22 protein-coding genes and 1 pseudogene are annotated in these 22,103 nt (G+C 68.5%); 10 read left to right on the forward strand and 13 right to left on the reverse strand.

The features are described from left to right. Positions 1 to 12 precede the first annotated feature (12 nt). Complete coding sequence (locus K8940_RS04030; protein WP_223395763.1) at positions 13 to 957, reverse strand: winged helix-turn-helix transcriptional regulator; 945 nt, start codon at positions 955 to 957, stop codon at positions 13 to 15. A gap of 119 nt (positions 958 to 1,076) precedes the next feature. On the opposite strand from K8940_RS04030, the gene K8940_RS04035 reads away from it, so the two are divergent. Both K8940_RS04035 and K8940_RS04040 read left to right on the forward strand, forming a co-directional pair. Next, positions 1,077 to 2,300 (forward strand): acetyl-CoA acetyltransferase, encoded by a 1,224-nt coding sequence (locus K8940_RS04035; RefSeq protein ID WP_223393245.1) that lies wholly within the window; start codon positions 1,077 to 1,079, stop codon positions 2,298 to 2,300. 177 nt (positions 2,301 to 2,477) lie between these two features. Next, a complete protein-coding gene (locus K8940_RS04040; protein ID WP_223393246.1) occupies positions 2,478 to 3,299 on the forward strand; it encodes a DUF1295 domain-containing protein in 822 nt (273 codons plus the stop codon). Positions 3,300 to 3,418: 119 nt separating this feature from the next. Here K8940_RS04040 and K8940_RS04045 read toward each other — a convergent pair whose 3' ends face one another. The 7 genes and pseudogenes from K8940_RS04045 to K8940_RS04075 all read right to left on the reverse strand — a co-directional run bounded on the left by K8940_RS04045 (position 3,419) and on the right by K8940_RS04075 (position 10,393). After that, on the reverse strand, positions 3,419 to 4,174 hold the full coding sequence (locus K8940_RS04045) for a DUF72 domain-containing protein (RefSeq protein ID WP_223393247.1): 756 nt from the start codon (positions 4,172 to 4,174) through the stop codon (positions 3,419 to 3,421). A 73-nt stretch (positions 4,175 to 4,247) separates the two neighbouring features. Beyond that, on the reverse strand, positions 4,248 to 4,613 hold the full coding sequence (locus tag K8940_RS04050) for a VOC family protein (RefSeq protein WP_223393248.1): 366 nt from the start codon (positions 4,611 to 4,613) through the stop codon (positions 4,248 to 4,250). Positions 4,614 to 4,635: 22 nt separating this feature from the next. Beyond that, positions 4,636 to 4,713 (reverse strand): annotated as a pseudogene (locus K8940_RS04055) (hypothetical protein); the annotation flags it as partial. A 102-nt stretch (positions 4,714 to 4,815) separates the two neighbouring features. Beyond that, entirely contained in the window at positions 4,816 to 6,204 is a 1,389-nt protein-coding gene (locus K8940_RS04060; protein WP_223393249.1) for an L-serine ammonia-lyase, read from the reverse strand. A gap of 203 nt (positions 6,205 to 6,407) precedes the next feature. Continuing rightward, complete coding sequence (locus K8940_RS04065) at positions 6,408 to 8,063, reverse strand: M28 family metallopeptidase (protein WP_223393250.1); 1,656 nt, start codon at positions 8,061 to 8,063, stop codon at positions 6,408 to 6,410. Positions 8,064 to 8,157: 94 nt separating this feature from the next. Beyond that, positions 8,158 to 9,351: an alanine racemase gene (locus tag K8940_RS04070; protein WP_223393251.1), complete on the reverse strand. Its 1,194-nt coding sequence runs from the start codon at positions 9,349 to 9,351 to the stop codon at positions 8,158 to 8,160. 64 nt (positions 9,352 to 9,415) lie between these two features. Further along, the gene (locus K8940_RS04075) at positions 9,416 to 10,393 is read right to left on the reverse strand and encodes a threonine/serine dehydratase (protein ID WP_223393252.1); all 978 of its coding nucleotides are present in this window, start codon (positions 10,391 to 10,393) and stop codon (positions 9,416 to 9,418) included. A gap of 100 nt (positions 10,394 to 10,493) precedes the next feature. On the opposite strand from K8940_RS04075, the gene K8940_RS04080 reads away from it, so the two are divergent. From K8940_RS04080 to K8940_RS04100, 5 genes are all read left to right on the forward strand, one after another. Further along, complete coding sequence (locus K8940_RS04080; RefSeq protein WP_223393253.1) at positions 10,494 to 11,117, forward strand: acyloxyacyl hydrolase; 624 nt, start codon at positions 10,494 to 10,496, stop codon at positions 11,115 to 11,117. Positions 11,118 to 11,240: 123 nt separating this feature from the next. Then, positions 11,241 to 12,527, forward strand: coding sequence for an adenylosuccinate synthase (locus K8940_RS04085; protein WP_223393254.1), 1,287 nt, complete (start codon positions 11,241 to 11,243; stop codon positions 12,525 to 12,527). 16 nt (positions 12,528 to 12,543) lie between these two features. After that, positions 12,544 to 13,335 carry a polysaccharide deacetylase family protein gene (locus tag K8940_RS04090; protein WP_223393255.1) on the forward strand — a complete coding sequence of 264 codons (792 nt, stop codon included), beginning with the start codon at positions 12,544 to 12,546 and terminating at the stop codon, positions 13,333 to 13,335. Between the two features lie 100 nt (positions 13,336 to 13,435). Beyond that, positions 13,436 to 14,584, forward strand: coding sequence for a hypothetical protein (locus K8940_RS04095; protein ID WP_223393256.1), 1,149 nt, complete (start codon positions 13,436 to 13,438; stop codon positions 14,582 to 14,584). A 155-nt stretch (positions 14,585 to 14,739) separates the two neighbouring features. Further along, a complete protein-coding gene (locus K8940_RS04100) occupies positions 14,740 to 15,486 on the forward strand; it encodes a response regulator (protein WP_223395764.1) in 747 nt (248 codons plus the stop codon). Between the two features lie 85 nt (positions 15,487 to 15,571). Here K8940_RS04100 and K8940_RS04105 read toward each other — a convergent pair whose 3' ends face one another. The 5 genes from K8940_RS04105 to K8940_RS04125 all read right to left on the reverse strand — a co-directional run bounded on the left by K8940_RS04105 (position 15,572) and on the right by K8940_RS04125 (position 20,298). Further along, positions 15,572 to 17,869, reverse strand: coding sequence for a TonB-dependent receptor plug domain-containing protein (locus K8940_RS04105; protein ID WP_223393257.1), 2,298 nt, complete (start codon positions 17,867 to 17,869; stop codon positions 15,572 to 15,574). 129 nt (positions 17,870 to 17,998) lie between these two features. Then, the gene (locus K8940_RS04110; RefSeq protein WP_223393258.1) at positions 17,999 to 18,718 is read right to left on the reverse strand and encodes an alpha/beta fold hydrolase; all 720 of its coding nucleotides are present in this window, start codon (positions 18,716 to 18,718) and stop codon (positions 17,999 to 18,001) included. A 30-nt stretch (positions 18,719 to 18,748) separates the two neighbouring features. Further along, a complete protein-coding gene (locus K8940_RS04115) occupies positions 18,749 to 19,210 on the reverse strand; it encodes a hypothetical protein (RefSeq protein ID WP_223393259.1) in 462 nt (153 codons plus the stop codon). A gap of 91 nt (positions 19,211 to 19,301) precedes the next feature. Continuing rightward, positions 19,302 to 20,189 carry an RNA polymerase sigma factor RpoH gene (gene rpoH, locus K8940_RS04120; RefSeq protein WP_223393260.1) on the reverse strand — a complete coding sequence of 296 codons (888 nt, stop codon included), beginning with the start codon at positions 20,187 to 20,189 and terminating at the stop codon, positions 19,302 to 19,304. 4 nt (positions 20,190 to 20,193) lie between these two features. After that, positions 20,194 to 20,298 (reverse strand): hypothetical protein, encoded by a 105-nt coding sequence (locus tag K8940_RS04125; RefSeq protein WP_223393261.1) that lies wholly within the window; start codon positions 20,296 to 20,298, stop codon positions 20,194 to 20,196. 105 nt (positions 20,299 to 20,403) lie between these two features. Here K8940_RS04125 and K8940_RS04130 point away from each other — a divergent pair, with 105 nt between their 5' ends. The 3 genes from K8940_RS04130 (at position 20,404) to K8940_RS04140 (ending at position 22,002) form a co-directional block, all read left to right on the forward strand. Beyond that, on the forward strand, positions 20,404 to 20,763 hold the full coding sequence (locus K8940_RS04130) for a phage holin family protein (RefSeq protein ID WP_223393262.1): 360 nt from the start codon (positions 20,404 to 20,406) through the stop codon (positions 20,761 to 20,763). 67 nt (positions 20,764 to 20,830) lie between these two features. Continuing rightward, positions 20,831 to 21,367, forward strand: a complete 537-nt coding sequence (locus K8940_RS04135) for a VOC family protein (protein ID WP_223393263.1) — start codon at positions 20,831 to 20,833, stop codon at positions 21,365 to 21,367. Beyond that, a complete protein-coding gene (locus K8940_RS04140) occupies positions 21,367 to 22,002 on the forward strand; it encodes a carboxymuconolactone decarboxylase family protein (RefSeq protein ID WP_223393264.1) in 636 nt (211 codons plus the stop codon). The genes K8940_RS04135 and K8940_RS04140 overlap by 1 nt, the downstream gene beginning before the upstream one ends. Positions 22,003 to 22,103: the final 101 nt, after the last annotated feature.

The following is a 22,103-nucleotide window of genomic DNA, read 5'->3' on the forward strand; positions in this document are numbered from 1 at the left end:
TGGGGAGGAGGTTCAGCCGATCGTCGTGTTCCCCACGTCCACCGCGCCGTCACACGCCCCGCAGCGCAACACCGGCTCCAGCCGCGCGCCGCAGCGGTGGGTCAGGATTTCCGGACTTCCCTCGTTTCCTGACAGCCACCGATCACCCCAGGCCATCAGAGCCGCGACCAGCGGGAACAGGTCGCGGCCCTCGCGGGTCAGGCGGTATTCCCAGCGTTCCGGCCGCTCCTGGTAGCGCACGCGCTCCAGCACGCCGCGCGCGACCAGTCGCCCGAGGCGGTCGGTCAGGATGTTGCTGGCGACCTTCAGCTCGGCCTGAAAATCCTTGAACCGGCGCTGGCCATAGAAGGCCGCGGCCAGGACGTGGGCCGTCCAGCGGTCGCCCAGCACCTCGATCCCGCGCTCCAGCATCGGATGCAGGGCGGGGCCGCCGACGTCGTCGGAGCTGGCGCGGCGCGAATGGCGCGCGGGCGGGGCGGCCTCCAACCCGGCGCCGGGACCGGGCGACAGGGTGATGTCGCGCACCTTCACCGCCTCGCCGCACGCCTTGCAGACCAGCACAGGCTTCAGCGGCTGGCCGCAGGGCTCGTGGACGATGCGGTGCGAGGGGCAGTCGGGATCGAAGCGCCAGCGCATCTCCCAGCCCAGCAGCATCAGGGCCGAGTCGTAGAGGTCGCGGCCCATGGCCGTGAGCCGGTACTCGTGGCGCGGGGGCCTGTCCTGGTAGAGGCGCCGCTCCAGGACGCCGGCGGTCTCCAGGCGCTTGAGCCGGTCGGTCAGCAGCGAGCGGGCGATGCCGGTCATCTCGACGAAGCCGTCGAACCGCTTCACGCCCATGAAGGCGGCGTACAGCACCAGCAGGGTCCAGCGGTCGCCGATCAGGTTCAGCGCGCGGGCGGCTGAACTGCGTCTGACCAGGACGGGGGCCTTAGGCGCTTGGGCCTTCTGGGGGACCATGGCCGGTTGGTGGGCCGCTTCGGCTTGGCGAGTCAATGTTCCGCGAGGCCGTGGACACGGCGATAGTCACTTGTATAGTTGGACTCACTGAGGAGCGTCCATCTGGGGAGGAGGCGCGCATGGTCTATGTGCTGGGCGGCTGGCAGAGCGACTTCGCCGCCAACTGGAGCCGCGCGGGCCGCGACCTGGCCGACGCCTTCGCCGAGGCGGTGGGCGAGGGGCTGGCCGCCGTCGACCTGGATCCCGAGGACGTCGAGACCGGCCATGTCGGCAACTTCGCCGCCGAGCTGTTCGCGGGCCAGGGCCTGCTGGGCGGCCTGTTCGGCCTGGTCCACCCCGCCTTCGATGGCCTGCCGACGGCGCGGCACGAGGCGGCCTGCGCCTCGGGCAGCGTGGCGGTCCTGGCCGCGACGGCCGAGATCGAGGCCGGGCGCTACGACCTGGCCTGCGTGGTCGGGATCGAGCAGATGCGCAACGTCCCTGGCCAGAAGGCCGCCGAGAACCTGGGCAGCGCCGCCTGGGCCGGCCACGAGTTCCAGGACGCCCGCTTCCTGTGGCCGCGCGCCTTCTCCGACCTCGCCGACGAATACGACCGGCGCTATGGCCTGAAGTACGAGCACCTGATGGGCATCGCCGAGGTCAATTTCGCCAACGGCAAGCGCAATCCCAACGCCCAGACGCGGGCCTGGAACTTCGGTCCCGACGCCTTCACCGCCGACGACGTCGCTAATCCCGTGGTGGAGGGGCGCACGCGCAAGCAGGACTGCGGCCAGGTCACCGACGGGACGGCCGTGGTGTTCCTGGCGTCGGAGCGGCGGGCCCGCGCCTACGCCGACAAGCGCGGCGTAACGCTGGAGAGCATCCCGCGCATCAAGGGCTGGGGCCACCGCTCGGCCCCGATCAGCTACGCCCGCAAGGTCGAGGCCAGCCGCGACCAGCCCTACGTCTTCCCGCAGGTGCGCCGCGCCATCCTGGACGCCCGGAGCCGGGCCGGGATCGCGCCGGACGTCTCCGGCATTGACGCCGTGGAAACCCACGACTGCTTCACCGCCACCGAATACATGGCCATCGACCATCTGGGCCTGACTGCGCCCGGCGAGAGCTGGAAGGCGGTCGAGAACGGCGACATCGCGCTGGGCGGCGAGCTGCCGATCAACCCGTCCGGCGGGCTGATCGGAACGGGGCACCCCGTCGGGGCCACGGGCGTTCGTATGCTGCTGGACGCATGGAAACAGACCACCGGCCAGGCCGGCGACTACCAGGTCGAGGGGGCCAGAACGGTGCAGACGTTGAACATCGGCGGTTCGACCACGACGACGGTGAGTTTCGTCGTGGGGACGTGAAGCCGCGCTTACGCTCTCCTCCCCCTCTGGGGGAGGGGGACCGCCGAACGGCGGTGGAGGGGGCTTGGGGGCGCTGAACCTCGGAACCGCTTCGCGACCCCCTCCGTCTCGATGCGTATTCGCATCGATCCACCTCCCCCTCATGGGGAGGAGAGAGAAATCCGATCAAGGTCTTCCATGCCCGCCATCCTCACCACCCTCGCCGTCAACGCCGCCGTCTCGGCGCTCGCCTTTCTGGTGTTGTGGGTCGTCAGTCTAAGGATCAAGGACGTCAGCTTCATCGACGCCTGGTGGGGGCCCAGCATGGCGCTGCTGGCCTGGAGCGCCTTCCTGCAGGCCCCGCCCACCCCGCACGGCCTGCTGCTGACGGGGCTGTGCACCCTGTGGGCGGCGCGGCTGGGCGGGTATCTGTTCTGGCGGTGGCGCAAGCACGGGGCCGATCGGCGCTATGTGTCGATGATCGCCCATGCCGAGAAGACGCGCGGCTGGGGCTTCGCCAAGACGGCGCTGATCTTCGTGTTCTCGCTGCAGTACGTGCTGGGCTTCGTCGTCGCCCTGCCGGTGCAGCTGGGCCAGCAGCCGGGCGCTTTGGGACCGCTAGCCTGGGCCGGCGCGGCACTGGCGATCGTCGGCGTCGCCTTCGAGACGATCGGCGACGCTCAGCTGACCGCCTTCAAGGCCGACCCGGCCAACGCCGGCAAGGTCATGGATCGGGGCCTGTGGCGCTACACCCGCCACCCCAACTATTTCGGCGACGCCTGCGTCTGGTGGGGCCTCTACCTGATCGCCGCCGAGACCGGCCTTGGCGCCTGGAGCCTGCCGGGGCCCGTGCTGATCACCTTCCTGCTGACCAAGTGGAGCGGGGTCCCGACGACCGAAGGGCGGATGCGCAAGTCCAAGCCGGGGTACGAGGCGTATGTGGCGCGGACCAGCGGGTTCGTGCCGTGGTTTCCGAGAAATCTCCCTCTCCCCGAGGGAGAGGGCGGGGCCCGCCGCTGAAGGCGGTGGGAGGGTGAGGGGTTATGAGGTCTGACGCTGCGGCCGCGCCCCGGCCGGCGCTGTAAACCCTCACCCTCCCACGCTGCGCGCGGATCCCTCCCTCTCCCCCGGGGAGAGGGTTACTTTGCCAACTTCTCGATCAACGCCATCGCCGCCGCCGGATTGCGCACCTTGGCCCCGGCGATGAAATAGGCGAATACGTCGCCGCGCTCGGCCCACTTCCGCGCCTGCTTCACCACCCCGTCCAGCTCCTCCGAGCTCATGCCCGTCGGCTCGTCGGCCTTGCTGGACATCAGGCGGGCATAGGTGAAGTCGGCGGTCGGCTCGTCGATGCACGGCCAGGTCGGCTCCTCGTCGTCGACCGCGTAGACGATGGCCGCGCCGTACTTGGCGGCCAGGTCGTAGAACTCCTGGCAGGCGAAGGTCGGGTTGCGGACCTCCAGCGCGTGGCGCAGGCGCACCCCGCCGCGCTCCTTCGGCAGTAATTTCAGGAAACCCTCGAAATCCGCCGGGTCGAACTTTTTGGTGCCCATGAACTGCCAGTTGATGGGGCCCAGTTTCGGCCCAAGCTCCTCCAGCCCCTGGGACAGGAATTTCTCGAGCGAGTCGTTGTTCTCGGAGAGCACCTTGCGGTTGGTGCAGAACCGGCTGGCCTTGACCGCGAACACGAAGTCGTCGGGCGTCTCGTCGCGCCACTTCTGCCAGCTGTTGGGCTTGAAGGTCGAATAGTAGGTGCCGTTGATCTCGATGCTGGTCAGCTTGGACGCGGCATATTTCAGCTCGTCCTTCTGCTTGAGATCGTCGGGATAGAAGGCCCCGCGCCAGGGTTCGAACGTCCAGCCGCCGATGCCCGTCCGGATCACGCCCTTGGCCATGTTTGTTCCCTTCCTGTTCACGGCGGAACTTAGGCGAGCGCGGGCGCGACGTCGAGCGGATTCAGCCGCCTTTTCAGGTCGGAGCCGGCTGGCCGAAGGTGATCCAGAAACGGTTGAGATCGCGGATGACGAACTCGCGCATGCCATGCTCGGTGTCGTGCGGCGGCTGGAACACGTCGACCCGGTCCTTGAGGCCGTCGAACAGCGCGTCCAGGCCATCGTCGACGCCGACATAGAGGTCGACCTCGCGCCGGTGGGCCAGCGAGGGCAGGCCGCCCGCGCCGAACATCACCGCCCCGTCGCCCAGGGTCAGCCGCGCCCAGGTCCAGGCGCCGTCCAGGCTGTGGAAGCCGGTCAGCACGAAGCCGAGGTCGCGATACCAGTCGGCGGCTTCGCGCACGTCGGGCACATGGATCATCGGAGTGATCGAGCCGGGCATGGGTGTCCTCCCGAGGCGGAGGTTAGCCTAGATTCAGAAACAGGCGAGACCCTCTCCTCCCCCTCTGGGGGAGGGGGACCGCCGAACGGCGGTGGAGGGGGCTTCGGGGCGCGGCCTATGCAGAACCGCTTGCGCGGACCCCCTCCGTCTCGATGCGTCTTCGCATCGATCCACCTCCCCCTAATGGGGAGGAGAGTTGGCTTCAGCACTCCACCCGGTTGACCGACAGGCCCACGGCCAGGCCGCCCATCGAGGTCTCCTTGTAGATCTCGTTCATGTCCTCGCCGGTGCGTTTCATGGTGGCGATGACCTTGTCGAGCGACACCGAGTGCTGGCCGTCGCCCAGCAGCGCCAGGCGGGCGGCGTCGATAGCCTTGATGGCGCCCATGGCGTTGCGCTCGATGCAGGGGATCTGCACCAAGCCGCCGATCGGGTCGCAGGTCAGGCCCAGATTGTGCTCCATGCCGATCTCGGCGGCGTTCTCGATCTGGGCGTTGGTCCCGCCCAGGGCGGCCGCGAGGCCCGCCGCCGCCATCGAGCAGGCCACGCCGACCTCGCCCTGGCAGCCGACCTCGGCCCCCGAGATCGAGGCGTTGCGCTTGTAGAGCGCGCCGATCGCCGCGGCGGTCAGCAGGAAGACGCGGACCTGCTCGGGGCTACCCTTGTGGAAGCGCACGAAGAACCGCAGCACGGCCGGGACCAGGCCCGCCGCGCCGTTGGTCGGGGCGGTGACGACGCGGCCGCCGGCGGCGTTCTCCTCGTTGACCGCCATGGCCCACAGGTTGACGAAGTCCATGGCCGCCAGGGGATCGCTCATCTGGCGCTCCATCCGGCCCTGGATCGTCTGATGGATCTGGCGGGCGCGGCGCTTGACGGTCAGGCCGCCGGGCAGGACGCCCTCCTGGCGCATGCCGCGATCGATACAGGCCTCCATGGCCGCGAAGATGCGGTCGAGGCCGGCGTTCATGTCGTCCAGCGACATCCGGGCCAGCTCGTTGGCGCCCATCACGCCGGCGATCGACAGGCCCGCGTCGGCGGCGCGTTGCAGCAGGTCGGCGCCGCTCTCGAAGGGGTGAGGGACGGCCGGGCCGTCCTCGGGCGGGGCGTTGCGGCCCATCTCGCTTTCGTCGCGTACGAAGCCGCCGCCGACCGAGAAGTAGGTGCGCTCGGCGATCGGGAAGCCAGATCGGTCGAAAGCGGTGAAGGTCAGGCCGTTGGGGTGCTGGGGCAAGCGCTCGTGGCCGAGCCAGACGATGTCCCTAGCCTCGTCGAATTGGATGTCGATCTGGCCGTCCAAGAACAGCGACTGGGTGGCCTTTGTCTCAAGCAGCGCCGCTTCCCCGACATCGGGATCGAGCTCAGCCGGCGTGAAGCCCATCAGGCCCAGGACCACGGCGCGGTCGGTGGCGTGGCCGCGTCCGGTCAGGGCCAGGGAGGCGTAGAGCTTGATCTCGACCCTCACCACGTCGGGCAGCTTTCCGGCGTCCCGCAGGCGGCCGACGAACATCCGCGCGGCCGTCATCGGCCCCATGGTGTGGCTGCTCGACGGGCCGACGCCGAGTTTGAAGAGGTCGAAGACGGAGGCGGTCATGGGTACTCTAGATAATCATTTCAGCCCCCAGATCCGTCTCCCCGGCGAAAGCCGGGGCCCAGATCGAACCCAGGAGCGTTTGCCGAACGGTCGAGGCTGTCGGCGAACCCGCCCCAACCGCTCAGGCTATATCTGGGCCCCGGCTGGAGTTTATGCTCGGGCGCGCGAAGCGCGACCCGTGGCGCCGGGGAAACGGGGAAGGTCTAGTTCCGCTGCGCCGCGGTCTGGTCGCGCAGGGCCTTGAACTCCGAGCCCGCCTGCCATTGCGGCCAGACGCGGGAGTTGGCCAGGTCGGCGCCGATCTCGTAGACGAGGCCCAGGTCCTGGGCCTGGCCGCTGAGGTCCCAGTCCGCCGACCATTCGTCGGCCGGCTGGTGGTAGCGGTTGTCGGTGTAGTCGGCCTCGGCCTTCTCGCCGGCTTCCTTGCCGCCGTTGACCAGGTCGGCGCCCGAGCCGATCGAGATGGCCGGCACGCCGCGCTTGGCGAACGGGAAGTGGTCCGAGCGGTAGAAGTGGCCGGCCTGCGGCGACGGGTCGGGCGTGAAGTAGCGGCCATGGGCCTTGGCTTTGGCGGCCAGCATGTCCTGCAAATCAACCTTGCCGTCGCCCGAGGTGGTCACGTCCCTGGCCGGACCGGCCGCCGACAGGGCGTCGATATTGATGTCGCCGACCGTGGTCGCCAGCGGGAACAAGGGGTTCGCGCCATAGTATTCCGAGCCCAGCAGGCCCTTCTCCTCGGCGGTTACGGCCAGGAACAGGATCGAGCGTTGTGGCGCGGGCTTGGCCTTGAAGGCGCGGGCCAGCTCCAGGAGGGCGGCGATGCCGTCGGCGTTGTCGACCGCGCCATTGTAGATCTTGTCGCCCTTGGCGTCCGGGGCGCCGACGCCCAGGTGGTCCCAGTGGCCGCTGTAGATCACCGTCTCGTTCGGGAACTTGGTTCCGACGATGCGGCCGGCGACATTCTTGGAGACGATGACCTCGTGCTTGACCTTGTAGTCGGCCGAGAAGGTCACGCCCTTCAGCTCCACGGCCTTGAAGTCGCGGCTCTGGGCCTGCGCCTTCAGGGCGTCGAAGTCGAGACCGGCCTGCTTGAAGAGGTCGACGGCGACGTCGCGCTGGATCCAGGCCTCCAGCTTGGGATGCTGCTTGGCAGGCTCTTTCCGGACGATGTCGAACATCGTGTTGGTGTTGGAGTTCTTGACCGTGTTCCAGCCATACGAAGCCGGGGCCGTCTCGTGGACGATCAGCACGCCGGCCGCGCCCAGGCGAGCGGCCTCCTCATACTTGTAGGTCCAGCGGCCGTAATAGGTCATGGCCTTGCCGCCGAAGTCGCCGGAACCGGTCTCGAAGTCCGGGTCGTTGATCAGCACGACCAGGATCTTGCCCTTCACGTCCAGGCCCTTGAAGTCGTCCCAACTTCTCTCTGGAGCTTTCACGCCATAGCCGGCGAAGACGATCGGGGCGTCCTTGATCGAGACGGCGTCGACATTGGTCATGGCTGCGCGGATGGCGATCTGGTCGCCCTGGGCCAGGGGCGTGGCCTTGCCGTCCTTGGTGACGGACGCGGTGACCGGGCCGGCCATCTGGAAGCGGGCCAGCGGCACGTTCTGGGTCCAGGCGCGCTTGCCGTCCTTCTGGACCTCGCCGGCGGGCGACAGGCCGATGGCCTTCATCTGGTCGACGATGTAGCCGACCGCCTTGGTCTCGCCGGCTGTGCCAGGACCCCGGCCCTCGAAGTCGTCGGATGAGAGCACCTTGATGTGGGCCGACAGCCTGGCGGGGTCGATCTTGGGCGCGTCGGCCGCGTGCGACAGCATGGGCGCGGCGATCAGGACGGTGGCGAGCAGCAGGCGTTTCATCAAGGGCCCTCTACGGGAGCAAATCTTGGCGCGGACCCTAGTGACGGTTTTGGAGCATGGCTAGGTAGTTTGGCGCGCGGTAGCGATACCGCGATCAGGCGCTGATCCGACGCCCATCCACCGCCCACCGTTCCAGCGTCTGACCGTCCCAGACGTGCAGGGCGTCGTAGAGGTTGATGGTCGGGTCGCAGTGGCCCGGTTGCAGCCAGACCAGGTCGCCGACCTGGGGCGCGTCGGCCGGAAACGCCCGGGCCGGATCGGCGTCGGCGGCGGACACGGCCTTGTCGAAGCCCAGCGGATCGCGCCCGGCGGCCTTCAGCACGTCGAGGGTGGCGGGGTGGGCGATCATGCCGTGCTCGTCGCCCATCGGCCGCCACAGCGACCCGCTTGCGGCGCCGGCGACGACGCGGGCCGGTGGCCCGTCCATCGATACGGCCTTGAAGCCGGCGTCGACCACGACGTGGCTCTTGTGGCGGGCCGAGACGACGGTGGCGGCGATGAACAGCGCCGGCTCGAACGGCCAGTCGCCGCCGCCGGGCGCGCCGCAGGCGTCGTACTCGACGTCCATCACCGCGTAGGAGCCGGCCTGCAGTTCGGTGAACACGCCCGAGGCCAGGTCGAAGGCGTGGGTCCCGGTGCCGCCGCCGGTCACGACGGGCGGCGCCAGTCCGACGGCGGTCAGCTCGGCGACGACGCCCTTCAGCGCGGCGAAGGCGGTCTCGTCGGCGGCCTGGCGCAGGGTCCCGTCGTCCAGATGCTGCAGGTGGCCGAGATAGGCCTGGATGCCGGCGAACCGCAGGCCCGGCGCGGCGTCGGCGGCGCGGGCCAGCTTCAGGGCCTCGTGCGCATAGACGCCGGTGCGATGGGTGCCAAGGTCGAGGTCGACGACCAGGTCCAGGGTGACGCCGGCCGCCACGGCGGCGTCCGACAGCCGGTCGATCTGGCCCTCGTCATCGGCCACCGCGCCGACGGTTGCGCCCGTTCGGGCCAGGGCGGCGAGACGGGCCGCGCCCCACGGCGGGGCGGGGGCGGTGACCAGCACGTTCTTGATCCCGCCGGCGACATAGGCCTCGGCCTCGCCCACGGTCTGGCAGCACAGGCCAACCGCGCCGCCCTCGACGATCAGCCGACCCAGGGGCGAGCACTTGTGGGTCTTGCCGTGAGCCCGCAGCCGCACGCCGGCGGCGTCGCACAGGGCTTGCATGCGGGCGATGTTGCGGGTCAGCGCCGCGCGATCGACGACGAGGAGCGGGGTCTGGGGGAGGGCGGCTGCGCTTGGAAAGTTCACTTGATCCCTATCCCCTAAACCCGCTCATCCTCGCGAGAGCGGGGATGAGCGGTGACACGAAAGCTTAGATCTCGCCCTTCAACACGCTCGCGAACAAGTCCGGATCGACATTGCCGCCCGACAGCACGATCGCCGCCGTCTTGCCCTTCAGATCCACCTTGCCCGTCAGCGCCGCCGTTAGCGCCACGCAGCCGCCGGGCTCGACCACCAGCTTCAACGTCGAGAACGCAAACCGCATCGCCTCGGCGACCTCGGCGTCGGTCACCGCCACGACGCCCGCGAGGTTGCGCTGGTTGATCGGCCAGGTCAGTTCGCCGGGGATCGGGGTCAGCAGGGCGTCGCAGATCGAGCGGGCGTCCTTGTCGATGGTCTCGCGCTGGCCGCTCGCCAGCGAGCGGCGGGTCTCGTCGAAGCCGGCGGGCTCGGCCCCCCAGACCTCCGTGGACGGCGACAGCGCCTTCACCGCCGTCGAGGTCCCGGCGATCAGGCCGCCGCCGCCGACCGGCGAGAGCACGCGGTCCAGTTCGACGCCCAGCGCCCGGGCCTGGGCGATGATTTCCAGCCCCAGCGTGCCTTGGCCGGCGATGATGTGCGGATCGTCGTAGGATGGCACGACCGTGCAGCCGCGCTCGGCGGCGATCTGGTCGGCGATGGCGACGCGGTCCTCGGTGAAGCGGTCGTAGAAGCGGATCTCGGCCCCGAAGCCCCTCGTCCCCTCGACCTTCACGGTCGGCGAGTCCGACGGCATGACGATCAGGGCGGGGATTTCCAGCAGCTTGGCCGCCAGGGCCACGCCCTGGGCGTGGTTGCCGGACGAGAAGGCCACGACCCCGCGCGCCTTCTCCGCGTCGCTCAGCTGGCTCAGGCGATTATAGGCGCCGCGGAACTTGAAGGCCCCGGCCCGCTGCAGGGTCTCGGGCTTGAGGAACACCCGGCCGCCCAGGCGTTCGTTCAGGGCGGGGCTCTCGATCAGCGGCGTCTCGACGGCCTGGCCCTCGAGGCGTTTGGCGGCGGCTTCGATGTCGGAAAGGGCGATGGTCATGGCGCAAAGGTCTAGCTCGCGTTTCGCCGCATCGAAACCCTTTGCGGGTCGCATCGTTCGATCCATATAGGGCAAGGGCTCAGCTGTTCAGGACGACTCCATGAAGACCGCCATGTTCGCCGCCGTGGCCGCCTCCCTGCTGGGAAGCGCCGCGCTGGGTTTCGCCGCGCCCGCCATGGCCGGGGAAGCCTTCGTCGGCGTCTACAAGCACGACGTGACCTTCATCGGCAAAGCCGTCGGCCTGGGCGCCGCGGGGCGCGAGGACGGCTACGACGTCCACCTGGGCTACCGCACCGACAAGCTGGAAAACCTGCGCTGGCTGGGCAAGCCGCAGGTCCACACGATGGTGTCGATCAACAGCGAGAACAAATCCAACTTCGTGGCCGCCGGTTTCGACTGGAAGCTCGACTTCGGCCAGCCGGGCGGCTTCTACCTGCGCCCTGGCATGGGCCTGGCCTATACGGACGGCAAGGCCAAGCTGCCGCCGGCCAATGCGCCGAACATCAGCGACGAGGAGCGGGCCCGCCGCACCTATCTCTACTATCACCGCATTGAATTCGGCTCGCACGTGCTGTTCGAGCCGGAGCTGGCCCTGGGCTACCAGGTCAGCGACAAGGTGTCGGTGGAACTCAGCTACACCCACCTGTCGAACGGCCAGATCTTTCACCAGGGCAAGAACCAGGGGCTTGACGACGCGGGGGTCCGGCTGGTTTACGCCTTCTGACTTCGCGCGGGTCAGATTTGACCGATCGCGCGGCGCCGCCCAAAACTGATTGAACGTCCGGGGTCGAGTCCTGTCGAAGGACCCCGCGACGTCACCCGGCAGGCGACAAGGCATATCTCTACCATGGCCAACGTGACCGTTGTCGGCGCCCAGTGGGGCGACGAGGGCAAGGGCAAGATCGTCGACTGGCTCAGCAACCGGGCCGATGTCGTCGTGCGCTTCCAGGGCGGGCATAACGCCGGCCATACGCTGGTGGTGGACGGCAAGGTCTACAAGCTGGCCCTGCTGCCCTCGGGCGTGGTGCAGGGCAAGCTGTCGGTGATTGGCAACGGCGTCGTGGTCGACCCGTGGCACCTGCTGGGCGAGATCGACAAGATCGCCGACCAGGGCGTCAACATCACCCCCGAGCTGCTGATCCTGGCCGACAACGCCTGCCTGATCCTGCCGCTGCACAAGGACCTGGACCAGGCCCGCGAGGCCGCCTCGACCCAGAAGATCGGCACCACCGGCCGCGGCATCGGCCCGGCCTACGAGGACAAGGTCGGCCGCCGCGCCATCCGCGTCGCCGACCTCGCCGATCCGGAAGCCCTGAAGCCCAAGATCGAGCGCCTGCTCAGCCACCACGGCGCCCTGCGTCGCGGCCTGAACCTGCCGGAGGCGAGCGCGCAAGAGCTGTTCGACGCCCTGATGGAGCTGGCCCCGCGCATCCTGCCCTACGCCCAGCCGGCGTGGCGGGTGCTGGACCAGGCCCACAAGGCCGGCCGCAAGATCCTGTTCGAGGGCGCGCAAGGCGCCCTGCTGGACGTCGACCACGGCACCTATCCGTTCGTGACCTCGTCCAACACCGTGGCGGGGCAGGCCTCGGCCGGCTCGGGCATGGGCCCGTCGGCGACCGGCTTCGTGCTGGGCATCGTCAAGGCCTACACCACCCGCGTCGGCGAGGGCCCGTTCCCGGCCGAGCTGTTCGACGAGGTCGGCAAGCACCTGTCGACGGTTGGCCGTGAGGTCGGGGTCAACACCGGCCGCGCCCGCCGCTGCGGCTGGTTCGACTCGGTGCTGGTGCGCCAGTCGGTGGCCATCAACGGCATCCACGGCGTGGCCCTGACCAAGCTGGACGTGCTGGATGGCCTGAAGACCCTGAAGATCTGCGTCGGCTACAAGATCGGCGACAAGGTCGTCGACTACCTGCCGGCCGGCCTGCGCGACCAGGCCGCCGCCACGCCGGTCTACGAGGAGATCGAGGGCTGGACGGAGAGCACCGCCGGCGCCCGCTCGTTCAAGGACCTCAACGCCAACGCCATCAAGTACGTGCGCCGCGTCGAGGAGCTGATCGGCGCGCCGGTCGCCCTGCTGTCGACCAGCCCCGAGCGCGACGACACCATCCTGATGCGCGACCCCTTCCAGGGCTGACGGACGAGAGGGGCGAATGCGGAAGATCCTCGTCGCCCTGATCGCGCTGTTCCTGGCCTCGCCCGCCGTGGCCGGTTCCTTCGACTGGCCCGGCGGTCGCAAGGCGGCGATCGTCCTGACCTATGACGACGCCCTGACCTCGCATTTGGACGTCGCGGCCCCGCAGCTGGAAGCGGCGGGATTGCGCGGGACATTCTTCCTCAACGGGACCTTCCCGGCGGCGGACATCCCGCGCTGGCGGCGGCTTGCGGAGGCCGGGCACGAGCTGGGGAACCACTCGATGTTCCACCCGTGCCCGCGCGCGTCTTTCGCGATGGATCCGCAGTTCAACACCGAGCGCTACACGGTCCCCGGCATGCTGCGCGAGATCGGGGCGATGAACACCCTGCTGACCGCGATCGACGGTCGGACGGAGCACACCTATTCGGTCCCCTGCAGCATCAGCCTGGCCGGCGGCGTCGACTACATCGACGCGCTGCGGACTTCCGGCATGATCCGCTCCGTACGCACCGGCGTGCCGGACGGCGGGGTGGTGAGCGATCCGGCGAGGCTGGACCCATTCCGCGTCCCCAGCCGCTCCTTCCCAGAGACCGCCACGGCCGACGACCTTATCGCCTATGTGAAGGACGTGCAGCGCGCGGGCGGCCTGGGCGTGTTCATGTTCCACGGCGTGGGCGGCGACTACCTCACCGTCTCGGCCGAGGCGCACCAGGGATTGCTGAAATATCTGAAGGCGCACGCGGACGACATCTGGGTCGCGCCCTTCCAGGAGGTGATGCGGCGCGCCAGTCCGGCGACGCGTCCCTGAACCCTTACCCGTTTCCGGTTTCGCGGGTCGCCAGAACGCGGCTCGGTTAGCGTTTGTTAGCCCCGGTCCCCTATGAGGGCTTGTCCACTCAGGGGGTCTCGTGTCCGCACACGCGCGCCGTCGCAAGCTCAAGCCCGTCAACCAGGCAGACCGCGTCACGCGCAGCCTGCGGGCGCTGGAGCACACGGCCTCGACCAGCCGGGTGCTGAACCTGCTCGCCATCGAGGCCGAGAGCGGCCACCGGCCGGAATACGGTCAGCAGCCGCTGTTCAAGAACAAGCTCCTGAACACGGCGCTGATCATCAAGCACCGCCTGCGCAACGACGACCTCTACCTGTTCGACGAGGCGCGGCAGACGGCGACCAAGGTCATCATTCCCTTCGACCGCGACGACCTGAAGTACGGCGGCCAGTCGGTGTTCGTGGGCCAGCGCGGCTGGGCCCAGATGCTGATCGAGGCCTGCAACGCCTCGGGCAATCTGAGCCGCGACCTGGAGACCCTGGAGGCCATCGACGCCCTGCCGTCGCTGGACCCGTTCCTGCTGCGCGAGCACCTGCGCCGTCATCGCATCGCGGTGGCCGGTTGCTACTTCACCCTGTCGCCAGCCGACTACGAGGCCATGCAGGGCTTCGTCAGCATGGAGATCTCGCATCTCATCGAGCTGGCCTATCGCGACGCCGGCGGCCTGCGCCGGATCCATTCGGCGCGGCTGGTCGAGGCGCTGCTGGCGGCCGATGTCGACGAGCGGCTGGAGCCGCTGCGCGACACCCTGGTCATGGAGGGCGCGAGCTTCCGGGAAGGCGTCTTCAGCTGGAAGGGCTTCCTCTACTACAAATGGATGCTGACCAAGCTGTGGCCCATGCTGACCGACGTCGGCGCCGAGATCAGCGCCATCACGGTCACCGGCCAGCGCGACGCCGAGGCCGACCAGTACCTGGAGGGCGTCCGCAAGCGTCTGCAGGGCGGGGTCATGGTCGAGCGCGCCGCCATCATGCGCACGCTGAAGGTCTATGACGACGCCTTCGAGAGCCTGACCAACAACGGACGGCCCCAGCAGTTCCGCGACTTCCTGCTGCGCGCGCCCGAGCTGTTCCTGAGCCTGGGCGAGCGGGTCGGGGTGATCTCGCACATCTCCAGCTTCTGGCGCTATCGCTTCCCGAAGGGCGAGGCGACCTCGGTCCATGTCGACGAGGCGATCGATATCTTCATGGATTTCGAGGCCAATCTGTCGCCGCCGCCCAATACCTGAAATCGGGACAATCCGCCGCGGCGGGGGTCCCGATCATCAAGCGGATTTTTACATTCTGAGCCTAGTGATCGGGTTCAGTTTCGAGGAGCCGCGAGTCCGTGTTCGACGGGAACGCCCGCACAATCCAGCGTGTCGCCGCCAAGACGCAGCGGGTGATGGTCGTCGACCCGAACCCCGCGACCGGGCGTCTGCTGGCCGAACACCTGCGTCCGCTGGGCGGCGTGCAGATCTTCTCGGCCACGACGGCGGAGAAGGGCTACGCCATGGCCCGGGCAGTCGAGCCGCAGCTGATCTTCGTCGAGCACGCCCAGAACGGCGTCGACGGCCTGGCCTTCACCCGCAAGCTCCGCCGCAGCGACCTGCTGTGCCGCGAGGTCCCGGTGATCATGTGCACGGCCGACGCCACCGCCGAGACGATCTACGGCGCCCGCGACGCCGGCGTTCACGAATTCATGCGCAAGCCCTTCAACCTGAAGGACCTGGAGCGTCGCCTCGAGGCGGTGACCCTGAAGCCGCGCGGCTGGGTCGAGGCCGTGGGCTATGTCGGCCCCGATCGCCGACGCTTCAACTCGGCCGACTACAAGGGGCCGCGCAAGCGCGAGGCCGACCAGGCCGGCACGCCCGCCGCGCGCCTGTCCCAGGCCCTGCGCATCGTCAAGTCGGCCGCCCAGGCCCTGGACACCGATCCGGCCCAGGCCCGCCGCGCCTTGGCGGCCCAGGCCGTCGAGCTCAGGCGCGTGGGCGAGGCCGTCAAGGACGCCCGCCTGATCCAGGCCGCCGCGGCGCTGGAATCCTGCACCGGCGCCGACCTGGCCGGTCGCGGCGGCCGCGCCGAACTGGTCAAGCGCATCGACGCCCTGATGGGCTTCATGAGCCCCGAGGACGCGGGCCGGGCGGCTTAGATCCTCCGTTCACCGGGGAAGACCTGAACGAGAAAGGCGGCGCCCTCGCGGACGCCGCCTTCGTCGTTTCCGATCGCCCCTGGCCTTAGAACGCCATCCGCGCCGTCAACTGGAACACCGGGCCGGCCTTTTCGCGCTCCAGCTCGTACTCGTCGAACGAGCGGCCGCGCTGGTCGGCGATGGTGGTGAACTTGTTGAACGTTTCTTCCTTCTTGGCGTCCAGCAGGTTGGAGCCGGTCAGGCGCACCACGGTGTTCTTGCCGATGCGCTTCTCGATGAAGGCTTCCAGGTCGGCGCCGTAGGTGGTGGTGACTTCCTCGCCGACGACGCGGCTGTAGGCCTCGCCCTGCTTGCGATAGGTCATGCCGAACGCCGCGCCGAAGCTCGGGATGTCCTGGATGAAGCCGACGTTGAACACCGACTCCGCCTGGCTGTTGAAGCGGCGCTTGCCGAACTCGTCCTTCACCTCGCTGTCGAGGTACGAGTAGTTCAGGAACACGCCGGTGTTATCCCAGCCGATGAACGACAGCGGCGTCGAGAGGTCGAACTCGATCCCGTAGACCTTGCCGTCGCCGGTGTTGCGAGCCGAGTACAGCCAGGTCACGTCGTCCGGCGGATCGTTGGCCGAGCCGGGCGCGCCGGTGTTGTAGATCTCGATCAGGTCCTTGATGTCGCGATAGAAGACGTTGATCCCGAACACGCCGTCGCGGCCCATGCGGCGCTCGTAGCCGACGTCCACGCCCCAGGCCTTTTCCGGCTCCAAGGTCGGATCGCCTCGGAAGTCGTTGTCGCCCAGCTCCTCTTCCAGGGTCACCGGCGACAGGTACTCGAAGCCGGCGCGGCGCACGGTGCGGGCCACCGAAGCGTAGATCTGGTCGGCGCCGGTCAGGTCGTAGCGCACCGAGGCCGACGGCAGGAGGACGTTGTAGTCCTTGTCGGTCTTGGCGTTGATCACGAAGTCCTGGACCTTCACGTCCGTGGTCTCGTAGCGCAGGCCCGCTTCCCACTTCAGGCCGTTCGAGCGGCCCGACAGCATCACGTACGGGTCAAGGCGGGTCTGCTCCAGGCGCGCCTTGCTGCTGATCGCGAACGGGCCGTAGGCGGGCGGGCTGGCCGAGGGCAGGTTGTAGCGGTTGCGCGGAACCTCGCTGACGCGGGCGTCGCGGCGCTTGCCTTCGTACTGGACGCCGAACTCCAGGTCGGTCCCTTCGGCGATTTCGCGCTTGTGTTCCAGCTTGGCGCTGACCTCGTCGTCGGTGATGCGGGTCTTGGCCCGGTCGCCGGTGAAGCGGTCGCCGTCCGGGAACGGAGTCGTGTCGCGCAGGTACTCGGTCTCGTACTCGAACTCGTACTCGTCGTTCTGGAAGGCGGCGTAACCCAACTTGATGCTGGTCTCGCCACCGGCCATTGGGAACTTGTACTTGCCGTTCAGCGAGTAGCTGTCCTGCTGGATGTCGACGTCGTTGTTGTTGATCGTCGACAGGTTGGCGTTGGCGGCGACGCCCTTGTTGTACTCGATCGAGTCCTCGTCCTGGAACCGGTCGGTGTGGACGTAGAAGCCGTTCACCGACAGCTGGCCGGGGCCGACCGGCACGTCGTAGGCGATGTTGAACGAGCTGTCCGTGCCATTGCGGGTGTCGGTCTGGATCTCGTTGTTGTTCAGGGACGCGCCCGGCTCGTCGTAGCGCAGGCTGAGCTTTTCCTTGGGGTTGCGGCGGCCTTGGACATTGGCGCCGATCAGCAGGCGGCCCGGGCCGACCTGTCCGCCCCACACGCCGCCGAAGGCGCCGCGGATGCGCTTGTCGTCGAACATCAGGGCGCCGGCGCGGACATAGCCGCCGTCCAGGGCCAGGGCGTCGCGCAGGACGATGTTCAGCGCGCCAGCCACGGCGTCGCCGCTACGGTTGGCGCTGTTGCTGCGGACGATCTCGATGTGATCGATCAGCTCGGCGGGGATGCGGTCGACGAAGAACGCCTGGTCGGCGCCGCTGCCGAACGCCCCCGAGCTGGAGCCCGAGCCGGGAACCTTCTCGCCGTTGATCAGGATCTGGGTGTAGGCCGGATCCAGGCCGCGCAGGCGCACGCCGTCCGATTCCAGCACGTCCGACAGGAACGAGACGCTGGGCACGCGCTTGAGGGCGTCGCCGACGGTCAGCGGCTCGAAACGCTGGAAGTAGTCGAGGCCGTATTCCAGGACCGGCGCGGTCGATTCCGAGCGGTTGCGGTAGGCGATCTTGGCCTGGACCACGACTTCCGAGGCCAGGGTCGGCTCATCGGCGGTGGCGATCGGCGCGTCGTTGGCCGCCGTGGCGGCCAGGGCGCTCGAAGCGGCCAAGGCCAGCGGCGCGAACGCCGCCAGCGCGAAGAGCGTGGTCTTCTTCATCGATATCCCCTTGTTGTGCTCCGCGCGGTTTTGAGCAGGCGCGGTTGGACAGCCCGGGGGTCGGGATAGTTTCGGGACGCGATGTTTCCCTGACAGTTTTGTCTCAGTTTTGTGGCGCGGCCCTGACCGTCAACGCTTTCCGGCTGGCCTTCCCAGCCAGTGGCGCAGGGCCCCGTTCACCGGGCCTGGCGCCTCCATCGGCGTCATGTGGCCGGTGTTGGGGATCACCACGAGATGGGTGCAACCGATCGCCCAGGCCATCTCGCGGTGGCCGGCGGCGGGGGTGATCTGGTCGTTCTCGCCGACGATGATCAGCAGCGGGACGCGCAGGGCCTTCAGCGCCGCCTCGCCGTCCTCGCGCTCCAGGCTGTTCTGGCGCAGGAACACCTCGCGGCCCAGGCGCTGGGTCATCTCGACGATGCGGGTGGTCAGGTCCGTGTCCTCGAGGCGCGAGGCGTCGACATAGGATTTCATGATCGCCTGGCCGATGCCCAGGAATGTCCCGCCCTTGGCGGCGGCCTTGTTCAGCGCCCGGCGTTGGGCGGCGCGCTCGGGCGTGTCGACGCGGATCGAGGTGTCCAGCAGCGCCAGGCGCTCGATCCGTTCCGGCGCCAGCCGCGCGATCTCCTGGGCCACGTAGCCGCCCATCGAGAACCCGGCCAGGGCGAAGCTCGGCTCGGCCTTGTCCAGCACGCTCCGCGCCATCTCGCGGATCGTGGCGTAGGGGGCGAGGTCCGGTACCCAGATACGGGCGACGTCGGCGAGGCCCTCGATCTGGTCGCGCCACAGCTCGGCGTCGTTCAGAAGGCCGGGCAGCAGGATCAACTGGGGCAGGGGAGCGTCGGTCATCGCGGTCTTATAGCCCGACGCGCGGGCGCTTCAGAAGGGCTCGTCCGTCGTGCGCGCGGCGGCGATGGCCAGTTCGTGGGCGTGCAGCGGAAGCAGGTCGCGGGCGCGCTGGGTGAACTCTAGCCCGTGGGCGTCGACATAGGCGCGATCAACCTGGCCGCCGGGCTTGGGGTCGATGATCTTCTCGCCGTCCCAGAACACCGCGTGGCCCGTGCCCGGCAGGGTGGGCGACAGCACGCCGACGATGCCGGGACTGGACCACAGCATGTAGATGCCGCTCAGCAGCATGAAGCCCCAGCCGTGCGCCACGCTGCGCAGGATCGAATGGCTCATGGGCCCCTGGACCGGGAACGCGGCGTCGTGGGCGAGCGCGGCGGCGACCACATCCTCGTAGGATCGGCCGGTCAGCATCGCCAGGACGCAGATCATGCAGTCATCGGGCGAGCGCTGGTAGACGGCCGGCTGGCCAGTGTGGGCGCAGATCAAGGTCATGGTCCGAGCCTTGTAGATCATCGGACTGGCAACGAAAAAGGGGCGCTCCGGAGAGCGCCCCTTTCCGTCTCACTTGCGTGAGCCGTGCTCGTTACGCATCCACCATGTTCTTGGCGATCGCCGCCTCGCGCATGGTCTTCTGCAGCTTCTCGAACGCGCGGACCTCGATCTGGCGGACGCGCTCGCGAGAGACGCCGTACTGGGCGGCGAGCTCTTCCAGGGTCGTCGGGTCGTCCTTGAGGCGGCGTTCGGTCAGGATGTGACGCTCACGGTCGGTCAGTTCGACCATCGCCTCTTCCAGAAGCGACATCCGCAGCGACTTCTCCTCGTTGTCGGCGACCAGGGTCTCTTGCGAAACCTGTTCCTCGTCGGCCAGCCAGTCCTGCCACTCGCTCTCGCCGTCGGCGCGCAGCGGCGCGTTCAGCGAGGCGTCGGGGCCCGACAGGCGGCGGTTCATCGAGATGACCTCGCTGTCCAGCACGCCCAGCTTGGTGGCGATGGCGCTGACCTGCTCGGGGCGCAGGTCACCGTCCTGGAAGGCGGCGATCTGGCTCTTGGCCTTGCGCAGGTTGAAGAACAGCTTCTTCTGCGCGGCGGTCGTACCCATCTTCACCAGCGACCACGAGCGCAGGATGTATTCCTGGATCGAGGCGCGGATCCACCACATGGCGTAGGTCGCCAGGCGGAAGCCCTTGTCGGGCTCGAACTTCTTGACGGCCTGCATCAGGCCGACATTGCCTTCCGAGATCACCTCGCCGATCGGCAGGCCGTAGCCGCGATAGCCCATGGCGATCTTGGCCACGAGACGCAGGTGCGACGTCACCATCTTGTGGGCGGCTTCGGAGTCCTGATGCTCTTTCCAGCGTTGGGCGAGCATGAACTCCTCGTCCTTCGGCAGCATCGGGAACTTGCGGATCTCGGTGAGGTAACGCGACAAGCCGCCGTCCGGCGACATCACCGATAGAGAATTCACGGCCATCTATTCATATCCCCTTGCGTGCGGATCCGCTCGCCATTCGCGCGCGATCATCCCCCACACGAGGGAATAGATAGTTCGCGGAGCGGCGGTTGGAAGAGTGGTAACGCATTTGTAATGTCCGAGTTCACAGCTGGGATATTGTATGAATGCGGCGTCACTTTGATCCGGCGCGCGGTTAGGCCAATCTGCCTCCAAATCGAGGGGGAGTCGCCGCATGATCCGTTTCATTCTCCGCATCCTGATCGCCGCCGCCGGCCTGTGGCTGGCCGCCCGGATCATCCCTGGCGTCACCGCCGACGGGTGGAAGACCCTGATCATCGCAGGCTTCCTGCTGGGGATCGTCAACGCGGTGGTCCGGCCGGTCGTGACGATCCTGACCTTCCCCCTGACTGTCCTCACCCTGGGCCTGTTCCTGCTGGTGGTGAACGCGGCGATGATTGGCCTGGTCGCCTGGTTCCTGGACGGTCTGGCGGTGGCCGGCCTGTGGGCTGGGGTGCAGGCGGCGGTGGTGACGGGGATCGTCAGCTGGATTGGCCAGGTGCTGCTGGGCGACGCCCAGAAGGCGCGGGAATAGCGGACGCAGGGGCAATCTGGCGCTCGGCCCGCTTTGGCGTAACCTCGGTCTCCGGGAGGAAGCCGAGATGAAGATCACCGGCGTCAATCACCTGGCTCTGGTCTGCCGCGACATGGCCGAGACGGTGAAGTTCTACACCGAGGTGCTGGGCATGCCCCTCGTCAAGACCGTGGCCCTGCCGGACGGCGGCCAGCACTTCTTCTTCGACTGCGGCGGCGGGTCGTGCCTGGCCTTCTTCTGGTGGCCCGAAACCCCGCCGGCCGCGCCGGGGATCGCCTCGGTCCGCCAGTTCCCGGCCGACTCCAAGACCGCCGTCGGCTCGATGAACCACGTGGCCTTCACCGTCGACGAGGCCGACCTCGAGGCCTGCGTGACGCGGCTGCAGGCGGCGGGCGTGCCGGTCCTGCCGGTGGTGGTCAATCACGACGACAGCGAGATGGGCGTGGCCCGCAAGCTCCACCCCGGCGTCTTCGTCCGCTCGGTCTATTTCACCGATCCCAACGGCATCATGATGGAGCTGGCCGCCTTCACCCGCGACTTCGGACCCGAGGACGTGCGGCACGAACCGGCGGGCGCCTCGCGACCCGTTCCGGTGACCGCCTGATGCCGCGCCTGCGCCAGATCCCGCGCGGCGAGGTGGCCGACAAGGGGACGCTGAAGCTCTACGACCTGCTGTTCGGCGATCGCGACCCCGTGGCCCAGCCCGGCACGGCCACCGGTACGCGCGGCGACTGGTGGACGGTGTTCGCGGGCAGTCCCGACGTCCTGCGCCACGCCGCCCAGGGCTTCGCCCTCTATCGCGACCCGGCCCGCAAGATCGATCCGGTGCTGCGCGAGCTGGCCCAGACCCGGGCCGGCTGGACGCGGAGCAGCCAGTTCGTGTTCTCCCAGCACTGCAAGTCGCTACGCGGTCTGGGCGTTGCGGAGGAGAAGATCGCCGCCGTGCCGCACTGGCAGGTGTCGACCGTGTTCGACGCCCAGGAGCGCGCGGTGCTGGCCTATGCCGACGGCCTGGTGCTGGACGGCGGCCGGATCGCCGACGGGGTGTTCGCGGCGCTCAAGGCGTTCCTGACTGACGAACAGATCCTGGAGCTGACCTACATCACCTGCCTCTACGAGATGCACGCGGTGATGAGCCGGGCCCTGCGCACCGAGTTCGACGACCGCGACGAGCCGGTGGTCGAGGTCGCCGCGCCGGAGGACTTCAAGGCCCGGGACTTCATGGATACCGGGCGCTAGTTCCGCGGTTCTCTCAGAAGTAGTCAGGCACAGTAAACGCGCCCACAAACACTGTGACGGCGTCGTGAAGTTTTCGCGAAATGCACCGTCGCAAGCTCAGC

The sequence above is a fragment of the Caulobacter segnis genome (genome assembly GCF_019931575.1).
Taxonomy (GTDB): domain Bacteria; phylum Pseudomonadota; class Alphaproteobacteria; order Caulobacterales; family Caulobacteraceae; genus Caulobacter; species Caulobacter segnis_C.